Origin of the sequence: Pseudomonas sp. PS02303, from assembly GCF_029959925.1 — a bacterium.
Taxonomy (GTDB): Bacteria; Pseudomonadota; Gammaproteobacteria; order Pseudomonadales; family Pseudomonadaceae; genus Aquipseudomonas; species Aquipseudomonas mandelii.
The window spans coordinates 1-10092 of sequence record NZ_JASCOM010000213.1 but is presented as its reverse complement, the minus strand read 5'-3'; the positions used below and the strand labels follow the sequence as shown (position 1 = coordinate 10092).

The following is a 10092-nucleotide window of genomic DNA, read 5'->3' as shown; positions in this document are numbered from 1 at the left end:
GGCAAGCCTCGCTCCTACAGGGCATGGAAAACCCTGTAGTAGCGAGGCTTGCCCGCGAAAGCGGTAGAAAAGTCACCGCTGGACCAAAGCTCTACGCAAATAGCTTCAGCACATTATTCATCGCGTCATCCGCAAACCCCTGCACGAAATCCTTGAACGCCGGCAACGCCTCGGCACCTCCCTGCGCCGGTTCGGCAATGATGGTCCAGGTCGCCCGTGACGTGTCCGCACCCAGCGGTTCAACACTCATTGCCGCCCACAAATTGGCCACGCCCAGTGTGTTGTAAATGGTCGTCCACGTGATGTTCAACGCCTGGTCATCCCGGGAGTTGAGTTGCTCGACCACCAGGTTGCCGTCCTTGAAAAATTTCTTGCGCAGCGACGACACGCCTTCGCCCGTCATCTCGATGTGCGACAGCGCCGGAATGAACTGATCGAAGCCGGCAAAGTTGCCGACCACCGCCCAGACCTGCGCGGCATCCGCCGGCACCTCCACCGAGGACACGACATGGCAGCCTTGCGGGTTTTTGATCAGGGTATCGGGTTGCAGATTGTTCATGGTCTTGCTCCATTGGGTTTGAATGAATCAGATGAAATTGATTTCTTTGAGGTAGTCGCAACCGCGACGCAGCAGTGCGGGTGATTTTTCCGGGTAGTGCGCGCCCATCTGCCGAACGCCGGCCTGGGCGTTGTCGTGGCCGATCATCGAGATGTCGCCGATGTCTTCCTCGAAGCCGTTGAGGTAGAAACCGAGTACGCCGAACAGCGCGTTGTCGCTGTCGACCCGACCCAGTTGCTGTTGCCAGTCGGCGACGCTGACCATGGAGAACTCCCGGCCCGCCTCACGGAATGACGCGACGTAATCGTCCCAACTCAGGGGCTCGGGGTTGTGCAGGTTAAACACCGCTTTTTCAGATGAATAACGGCTGGCATGGAAGCCAATGAAGCGAGCGAGAAAGTCCACCGGCATCAGGTCGAAATTCAGCGAAAACTCCGGCACCTGGCCGAGCTGGATCGAGCCCTTGAGCATCAGCATCAAGCGGTTTTTGTGCGGCTGACAGACGCCGGAGAGGCTGTTGAAGCTGATGTTGCCGGGGCGATAAAGATTGACCCGCACCCCACGTTCACGCGCTCGTTCGAGGATCCGTTCGCCGACCCACTTGGACAGGTTGTAGCCGTTCTTGATGTAGATCGGCGGCGTCTGCGCTGCGGGTAATTCCAGCACTCGGCCATCGTCGGCAATCGTGCTGGACGCCGACAGCGTGGAGACAAAATTGAAGATCTTCTTGCTGCGCCCCTCGCACAGCCGCAGGCATTCGAAAATCGGCTCGACGTTGTCCCGCGCCAGCGACTCGTAATCGAGCACGTGATTGACGTTGGCGGCGTTGTGCACCAGCGCGCCGAACTCTCGATCGAGGCGCTCGTAAACGTGCGCATCAAGCCCCAACGCCGGGCGAGTGATGTCTGCCGCGTAAACCTGCACCCGACTCAGGTCCAGGTGCTCCAGTCGGTTTTCCCGCAACGCATGAGCGAAGCGCTCAGCCGCCGATTGCCCACCGCCATCGCGCACCAGGCAGGCCACTTCAGTGACGCCCCACGCCAGCAACGCTTCGACGATGTGCACACCGACAAAACTGTTTGCGCCGGTGACGATCACCTTGTGCACATCGCCCATGCGGCTGATGGGCAGTGGCTGAATATCCAGCTCGCGGAAGGCATCCGCCAGTGCTTGCGCGCTCAGGACTTCCTCGGTGCCGGAGCCGCGCACCAATGTCGCCAGCTTCGCAATAGTCGGCAATTCAATGAAGCGATTGATCGAGATGCTGCGGCCGAATTCTTCACGCAATCGCAGCAACATCCGTGACAACAGAATCGAGTGGCCGCCCAGATTGAAGAAACTTTCGTCGGTCGAAATATCGCTGGCCGGCAACTCCAGCAGCTCAGCCCAGATCTCCAGCAACAGCGCTTCATCGGCGCTGGCGGGCAAGCGCCGTGTCGTGTTTTCGGCAACATTCACCGGCATCGCCAGCAGCGCTATACGGTCGACTTTGCCGTTACTGGCGAACGGCATGCTCGGCAGTTCAGTCCAGGCGATGGGTTGCATGTAGTCCGGCAAAAACTGCATCGCATGAGTCTTCAAGGCTTCGCGCGCGGCGCCCGTTTGGTTCTCCTGAGGTTGTGCGAGGAACGCCAGAATCCGCCGTTGGCTGTCGATGACCACCGCCACCTGGCGGTACAACTGACTGTCGCGCAGGCAGCGTTCGATCTCTTCCGGCTCGACGCGAAAGCCGCGGATTTTCACCTGATTGTCCCGCCGTCCACACAGCTCGATACCGTCGCCGGTCCATTTCGCCATATCGCCGGTACGGTAGGCGCGCAGGCGCTGGCCGTCTGGCAAGTTCATGTCCAGGTAACGTTCGGCAGTCTGCTGCGGGTTGTTCAGATAACCCAGGCACACCCCCGGCCCGACAATGTACAACTCACCGACGACCTGCTCGGCCACCGGCTGAAAAGCCTCATCGAGAATCAGCACCTGGCTGTTGGCAATCGGCGACCCGAGGGTGCGGTTGCTGTCGCCAGCGCGCAGTTGGCGCGCGGTAATCAGCACCGTGGCTTCGGTCGGGCCATAGAGGTTGTAGAGATTGCCCTGACGGGTGAGCTGCTCGATAACGTAGGGTTCGCAGACATCGCCGCCGGTCATTACATGATCCAGGACCTGCAGCTGATCCAGCGGCAGAATGCTCAACAGTGCTGGCGGTAAAAATGCATGGCTGAGGCGTTGATGGCGAATCAGCTCGACCAGTTGCAACGGATCGCGACGCTGGTCGTCGTTCGGCACGATCAGTTCGGCGCCCTGAAGCAGGGTCGGGAAAATATCGATCAGCGACGAGTCGAAACTCAACGACGAAAACTGCAAGGCCCGACTGTGTTCGGTCAGCTGCACATAGTCGGCATACCACGCGGTGAAGTGCGCGAGGTTAGCCTGGCTGAGCAGCACGCCTTTGGGATGCCCGGTGGTGCCCGAGGTATAGAGCGCCATGCAGGGCGCGTCGAGAGCGGGGCGCTGGCGCATCAAGGGTTGACCGAGGGCGACGTCAGCGAAGTCGATGCGACTGATGTCCAGCCCCGGCATTTCATCGGCGAGGGGATGCTGGCCGTCATGCAGCAACAACACCGCTCCTGCATTCGAAAGGATGTACTGCTGACGCTGCAGTGGATGGCTCGGCTCCAGCGGCAAGTACACCGCGCCGCTGCCCAGAATCGCCAGGATCCCTGCATACAACGCACTGCATTTCGGCAGGCAGATCCCGACCACCAACGGGCCTTGATGCTGTGCGATCAACGGCAGCAAGCGTTGCTGGATCGCATGGCTCTGGGCGTGTAATTGCCGATAACTCAGCGATGTGCCGTCGATGTTCAGCGCAGGTCGTTCGGCGGACTCGATGAAGCGTTGTTGCAGACGCTCGATCATCGGGATCCGGGCGAGTTCTTGCAGCCACGGTTGAGCGGTGTTGTTGAGTTGATGAACGAACGCCAGGCGTTCTAAAAACAGCAGATTGTCCACCTGTTCAAAATGGGCTGCCGCAGCCGGTTCAGCGCAGAGAAAATACTCGGCGTCCCGGGAGAATCGGCTGACCAGCAGTGAGACGTGATCCACCAGTTCCTCCACCGCTCGCAGGCGCAAGGCCTGGCCGTTTCCGCTAGGTTCATCGGCAATCGGCACGCGCGTGAACAGCGTTGATCCTTGCATGCACAGCAGGTCAATCGGCGGTAGACCGGTGACGTTCGGCACGCCAATTCCCAGTTGCAGTGTCAGATGCGGCGCATCACTCGGGACTGAAAACGCCTGGCTGGCGTCGTCAATCAGCAGATCAAACGACGGCGCCTCCTCGAACACCTCGAGCCGCAGCAGCGAATGACCCTGTTGTTCAAGTTCCAGCGCCAGGTCGGTCAAGGCCTGGCTTTGCCCAATGAGCAGAATGTCGAGACGTCTCATGATGTTCTCCTCCTTAAACCAGGTAGTCGCTGAGGGTGTCTTGCACGCACGGCGAATCCAGCAGCGAACTGCTGCGGAAAAACCGCACGATGTTGGCGACCAGCGGGTGATGACGATTGATCGGGAAGGCCAGCCCCGAGATCTCGTTCTTGAGTGCCTGGCGTACCGCGTCGCTGATCTGCAAGGCTTCGATCAAGCGGAAATCGAAGGACTTCTGGATGTCGTTGGTCAGGTAATGGCCGATGAACACTGGCAGGATTTGCGCGATGAGCTGGCGGTCGTCTTCGCTCGCGGTGTGCCAGTAAATGCGCACCATCCGCGACCAGAACCCGGAATGGCGGCCCTCGTCGAGCAAGTGATCGGCCATCAGGCCCTTGATCGACTGCTTGACCGTTTCGTCCTTGGCGAACGCCGCGACATCGCCGGTTACGGTGTTCTCGGCGATGGCCACGCAGATCAGTTCTACCGCGCTGCGCAGATGCTCTGGTGCGAGGGCCACGGCCGCCGGGATCGCCCGACTCAGCTCGATTTCATCCGGCAGCTGGATTGGCGCAATGCCGGTCATGGCGACGGTCTGCTGCATGAAGTCCATGGCCACCAGCGCGTGGTAATCCTCGTCCACCACCACAGTCATGGCGTCATAGCGACAGGCAAACGGGAACGCCACGGCGAAGCGATTTTTGGCGATGCTGCGGGCGGTCTTGTCGACGATCTCGGTTTCGAAAATCACCACGTCGTTGATGAATTTGTAGAGCGTCTGCACCAGCGCGAAGTCCCGTTGTTCCGGGCATTCGCGCAGGAAGGTCTCGCTCAGCACCAACGGTTGGCGGCTCAACGGATAGATCAGCTTGCCGTCATTCTCCAGCACGCGCCGCGGGCGGGTGCGGATGGTCGCGCGACTTTCCCAGGCGTCGGCGAAGGATTGGTAGTCGGCGGCGTTCATGCGTTCACCTCCGCAACCGGTTCGCTCATGCTCAGGCGCAGGCCGTCCCACAATGCAATGCGACTTTCCACAGCGGCAATGGCGCTGGCGTAGACGTCTGCTTCGCGTTGCGGGTCGCCGTCGACCAGCCGGGCGAGGAGTTTTTCAGCGGCGGGGCCGTGGTCCTCGGAGTCGACTTCGATGTGCCGCTCCAGGTAGTAACGGAAGGTGGGCGCCTGCTCGATGCCGATGCCCCAGTCGTCGAGAATCCGTTGGAACATCTGCGGAATAACGCTCTCACGACCGTGCAAAAACGCTGCGGCAACGCTATGTCCCGGCGCATGCAGCGCGGTGTGCAAGGTGTGCCGTACAAACTGCGCAGCCGCCGGATCGACATCAACGCTTTGCAGCGCCACGTCGTAACTCACGCCTTCTTGTTGCAACGCCACGAAGCGTTCCACGGCCGCCGTGCTGGCACCGACTTCGCGCATCGCATCCAGGTACAACTCGAAATGACTGTAATGACCTTGGGCCGGGCGATCATCGGACTCTTCACCCAGCACAATCTCATTGATAAGACGCGCGGCCTGCGGATCTCGCGGCGGCAACCAGGGCAGTTGGACGCAGGTCAGTTCCTGTTGCAAGCGTTTGGTCAGCGACATGAAATCCCACACCGCAAAGACATGGGTTTCCATGAACCGTTGAAGTACCGACAGCGAATGTATTTCAGAAAAGATCGGGTGTGCACTAAGTTCTGCTTTCTTCTGGTTGAGTCGGTCTTTATTCGTTTTCATGAGCGAGCCTATAAGTGATCTGAAATGCCGTTAAGGGTGTTGTGATCAATAAGTGACGGTCGTCTAACGTTTTTGTTGGCGAGCGAATGCCTCAACTAAATTGATCTAATTAAGTGCGATACAGTCGTATGGGTGCCGTGTTTGCTGGTGGCGGAGAAAAACTAATACACGAATAAAGTATCGGGCAAGTTATTTTTATATTATTTGAAAGTTTAACTTTCTTGAGTGCGACAAGTTCTAATAAAACTATAAGTAGCAGTTTTATTTGGGCGTAGTTGCTCCTTTCGGCGAAGTATCGTCAAAATTCAAATGAAGAGTGAATGCCTCACTCAAAGCAACTTTCAAAGTTGTTCCGTTGAATGCTTCAAGGGGGTGGAAGTTGGCTGGGATTGACGCCGGTGCTTCCTTTCCCGTGACAAGACTCCTTCCGTAGGTTCTTGGTGCGAGGACTGTGCCGCCATGGCGGCGCGTCGCCCGTTCATTATTCGTTGGCAGCCCAAGAGTGAGCGTAAATCACGGCCGCCGCTATCGCCCGGCCGTCATCTTTGCTGGCGTATTGATGGAACCTGAGGGAGGCGAATCGAAGGCAGGCTTGGGGAGGGGGCGTGCGGTGGCTGAAGCGGGGATGTGTAAGTAGATTATTCACAGCAAGCGCGGCGCGCAGTTCGAACTGCGCGCCCAGGCTTGGCGCCGGGAGTTACCTGGGGGTTTTCTTGTTAAGCGCTTCGTGGCTGTTGAGGTAGCGCGTGATGACCTCGACACCGCGATTGAGGTGATGCTCGAGCAGCTTGACCGCACGCTCGACGTTGCGGTCTTCGACGGCCAGCAACAGCGCTCGGTGGTCTTCCTGGGACAACTCGCCCAAGCCCATGGCTTCCAGATTAAAGCGCAGAAAGCGCTCTTCTTCGTTCAACCCGTCCTCGACCAGCCGCAATAGCCGCTGGTTAGGGGCCTTGCAATAAAGCGCCATGTGGAAGAGCCGATTGAGGCGGCCGATTTCGCTGTAATCGTGCTCCATTTCCAGGTCGTCGATATGCTTGGCTGCCCGCTCGACGTCTTCCTTTTCCAACAAGGGAATCGACAAACGCAGCGCCTCGGATTCCAACAGAATCCGTAATGCATACGTTTCGACGGCATCGCCCTGGACCAGCGGTGCAACCACCGCGCCTTTATGGGCGATAACGTTCAGCAGCGCCTGGGCTTCAAGTTGGCGCAAGGCTTCACGCACCGGCATGCGGCTGACGCCGAACAGATCGGCCAAATCTTGCTGGCGCAACGCGGTGCCGCAGGGAATGCGCCCGTCTAGAATGGCCGATCGCAGGGTTTCTTCGATCACCGAGCGTGCCAAGTGAGCGGGAATCGGCCCGTTGACCTTGATACTGCTGAGGGGGTTGGGCTTCTGTGTCACAACTACGCACCCTGATTGGCTGAAATATTTGGATCCAAATGGACACTAGTGACTGCCATGCAGCTTGTCAAACGGACAAAAGACCGCAGCCCGCGACGTTTCATGTCACCTACCATTCAAAGTCTAGCGCGTTGCCAGTGATTGCACCGTGCCATTGTCTTTTAACGGGCTAACCTGCACCATCAACCGAATTTCACCTGCCTGACCTGGATGCCTCGCATTGGCGGTACGTTTCGCGATCCCTCGGACTTTGCGCTGGCTGTGCTGCGCGTTGCTGCTGGCTGGCGCCATGCTGGGCGGGCTGCATGCCGATTGGGATTTTTCGCTGATCAGCCGCAAGGCGCAGGCCTTGTATGGGCCATTGGGTGACGGGAAGCCGCGCATTGATGCCTGGCAGCATCTGCTGGCCACGCAGAAGCAGGCCAGCGAGCTGGAACAGCTCAATGTGGTCAACCAGTTTTTCAACAAGCAGGTGCGTTACGTTGAGGACATCGACCTTTGGCATGAGGTCGATTATTGGGAAACACCCATCGAAGCCCTGTGGAAGGGCGCCGGCGACTGCGAAGACTATGCGATCGCCAAGTACTTCAGCCTGCGCCATCTCGGCGTTTCCAGTGACAAGCTGCGCATTACCTACGTCAAGGCGTTGCGCCTGAACCGGGCGCACATGGTGCTGACTTACTATTCGAGCCCCGAGGCCATGCCGCTGGTGCTCGACAGCCTGATCGATGCAATAAAACCGGCCAGCCAACGAACCGACTTGCTGCCGGTCTACTCTTTCAATGCCGAAGGGTTGTGGTTGCCGGGCGCCAAGGGCAACAAAAAGGTCGGAGATACCAAACGCCTGTCTCGCTGGCAGGACGTGTTGAAGAAAATGCAGGCCGAAGGTTTTCCGGTCGAGACGACTAACTAGGAGCACGCGCTCAGATGTCTTTGTTCAAACAGCTGTTGATCGCTATCTGTCTGTTCCTGGTGGTCGCCTTCACCGGCAGCTTCATGGTCAGCCTGGAAAGCTCGCGGACCCAGTACGTCAACCAGTTGCGCTCCCACGCCCAGGACGCCGCGACGGCATTGGCGCTGTCCCTGACGCCGAACATCGACGACCCGGCGATGGTTGAGCTGCTGGTCAGTTCGATCTTCGACAGCGGCTATTACGCGAGCATCCGCGTGGTCGACCTCAAGACTGACCAGACCATCGTCGAGCGCAGCGGCATTCCAGCGGTGAACAACGTGCCGGACTGGTTCGTCAAAATGATCGGCCTGGAACCGGCCGGCGGCGATGCGCTGGTCAGCCGTGGCTGGGAACAGGCGGCGCGGGTCGAGGTGGTCAGCCATCCGATGTTCGCCTTGGCCAAGCTTTGGCAGAGCGCGTTGGGCAGCCTCGGCTGGTTGCTGATCTGCGGCGCGGTGAGCGCGGTATTGGGCGCGCTGTTGCTGCGTCGACAACTGAAGCCGCTGGATTACATGGTCAAGCAATCCCACGCCATTGCTCGCCGCGAATTCCTCAGCCTGCCGGAACTGCCGCGCACACCGGAACTGCGCCGAGTGGTGCAGGCCATGAATCAGATGGTCGAGAAGCTCAAGGCGCTGTTTCAGGAACAGGCCGAGCGCAGTGAAAAACTACGGGTCGAGTCCTACCAGGACAACCTCACGGGCCTGGCCAACCGTCGTTATTTCGAGATGCAGTTGAACGCCCGGGTGAGCAATCCGGAGCAGGCGAGTTCGGGTTATCTGCTGCTGTTGCGGGTCAAGGATCTGGCCGGATTGAACCAGCGTCTGGGCGGTCAGCGCACCGACCAATTATTGCAGGCCGTGGGCGAGCAACTGTCCCGCGAGTGCGCCAAGTACCCGGAAACACAGAACCTCGTCACCCGGATCCGTGGCGGTGAGTTTGCCGTGCTGGCGCCGGGGCTGGTGCGCGAAGAAGCGCTGCAACTGGCGCAGAATCTGGACAGCGCCTTGGCCAGCCTGCATGCGACCGGTGCCACGGATGTGGCCTCGGTCGCGTCGATCGGTCTGGCGCCGTTTGTTCATGGCGACTCGCCCCAAGCGGTGTTGGGTTTGGGCGACCAGGCGCTGGCTCAGGCTGAAGGCCAGGGCGAACAGAGCTGGGCATGCCTCGATCACAGCGCCTCGACCAGCGTCGGGGATGACCATCACGCCTGGCATACGTTGCTGGACCAGGCGCTGAATCAGCAGCGGTTTCAGTTGTATTTCCAACCGGTGGTGGCCAGCCAGGACACGCAAGTGGTGCTGCATTACAAGGTGCTGTCGCGGTTGATCGACGACGAGGGCCAGACCATTCCCGCTGGACGCTTCCTGCCGTGGCTGGAGCGCTTTGGCTGGACCGCGCGCCTGGATCGGCTGATGTTGGAGTTGGTGCTTGAGCAGATGGCCGAGCATGAAGAATCGCTGGCGCTGAACCTGTCTTCGGCGACGTTGGCCGATCCGCAGGCGCTGAATAAAGTCTTCGAGATTTTGCGTGCCCACTCTGATCTCGGACCGCGGCTGACCCTGGAAATCGGCGAGGAACAACTGCCCGAGCAAGCGATGCTGGAAGAACTGACACGGCGCCTGCGTGAGCTTGGGTTCTCGTTGAGCCTGCAACGGTTTGGCGGGCGCTTCAGCATGATCGGCAACCTGGCGCGGCTGGGGTTGGCGTACCTGAAGATCGACGGCAGTTACATCCGTGCGATTGATCAGGAAAGCGACAAGCGCCTGTTTATCGAAGCGATCCAGCGAGCGGCACATAGCATTGATCTGCCGTTGATTGCCGAGCGGGTGGAGACCGAAGGGGAGTTGTCGGTGATTCGGGAGATGGGGTTGTATGGGGTTCAGGGGCAGTTGTTTGGTGAGCCGAAGCCTTGGCAGTGAGGCTTTAGGATTTGGTCGTCTGGGAGTCCGTTTTCGCGGGCAAGCCTCGCTCCTACAAGGTCGTGCGTTGGCGTAAACCTGTAGGAGCGAGGCTTGT

General features: G+C 59.3%; 7 protein-coding genes. 2 read left to right on the top strand and 5 right to left on the bottom strand.

Annotation, left to right across the window (positions count from 1 at the left end; all coding sequences use genetic code 11):
* Positions 1-91: 91 nt before the first annotated feature.
* The 5 genes from QMX98_RS27715 to QMX98_RS27695 all read right to left on the bottom strand — a co-directional run bounded on the left by QMX98_RS27715 (position 92) and on the right by QMX98_RS27695 (position 7121).
* Entirely contained in the window at positions 92-559 is a 468-nt protein-coding gene (locus QMX98_RS27715; RefSeq protein WP_282411684.1) for an SRPBCC family protein, read from the bottom strand.
* 27 nt (positions 560-586) lie between these two features.
* Entirely contained in the window at positions 587-3997 is a 3411-nt protein-coding gene (locus QMX98_RS27710; RefSeq protein ID WP_282411683.1) for a non-ribosomal peptide synthetase, read from the bottom strand.
* A gap of 13 nt (positions 3998-4010) precedes the next feature.
* A complete protein-coding gene (locus QMX98_RS27705) occupies positions 4011-4940 on the bottom strand; it encodes a diiron oxygenase (protein WP_282411682.1) in 930 nt (309 codons plus the stop codon).
* Entirely contained in the window at positions 4937-5713 is a 777-nt protein-coding gene (locus QMX98_RS27700; RefSeq protein WP_077750431.1) for a DUF3050 domain-containing protein, read from the bottom strand. Before QMX98_RS27700 ends, QMX98_RS27705 begins: the two co-directional genes overlap by 4 nt.
* A 697-nt stretch (positions 5714-6410) precedes the next feature.
* Positions 6411-7121: a GntR family transcriptional regulator gene (locus QMX98_RS27695; RefSeq protein ID WP_282411681.1), complete on the bottom strand. Its 711-nt coding sequence runs from the start codon at positions 7119-7121 to the stop codon at positions 6411-6413.
* Between the two features lie 220 nt (positions 7122-7341).
* Here QMX98_RS27695 and lapG point away from each other — a divergent pair, with 220 nt between their 5' ends.
* Together lapG and lapD are read left to right on the top strand one after the other, a co-directional pair.
* Positions 7342-8034, top strand: a complete 693-nt coding sequence (gene lapG, locus QMX98_RS27690; protein ID WP_010464935.1) for a cysteine protease LapG — start codon at positions 7342-7344, stop codon at positions 8032-8034.
* A 14-nt stretch (positions 8035-8048) separates the two neighbouring features.
* On the top strand, positions 8049-9995 hold the full coding sequence (gene lapD, locus QMX98_RS27685; protein ID WP_077750429.1) for a cyclic di-GMP receptor LapD: 1947 nt from the start codon (positions 8049-8051) through the stop codon (positions 9993-9995).
* Positions 9996-10092 lie beyond the last annotated feature (97 nt).

Bases quoted from the DNA above. Each gene is read 5' to 3' on its own strand.
- QMX98_RS27715 (WP_282411684.1), bottom strand. From the start codon at position 559: ATGAACAATCTGCAACCCGATACCCTGATCAAAAACCCGCAAGGCTGC.
- QMX98_RS27705 (WP_282411682.1), bottom strand. From the start codon at position 4,940: ATGAACGCCGCCGACTACCAATCCTTCGCCGACGCCTGGGAAAGTCGC.
- QMX98_RS27700 (WP_077750431.1), bottom strand. From the start codon at position 5,713: ATGAAAACGAATAAAGACCGACTCAACCAGAAGAAAGCAGAACTTAGT.
- QMX98_RS27710 (WP_282411683.1), bottom strand. From the start codon at position 3,997: ATGAGACGTCTCGACATTCTGCTCATTGGGCAAAGCCAGGCCTTGACC.
- lapD (WP_077750429.1), top strand. From the start codon at position 8,049: ATGTCTTTGTTCAAACAGCTGTTGATCGCTATCTGTCTGTTCCTGGTG.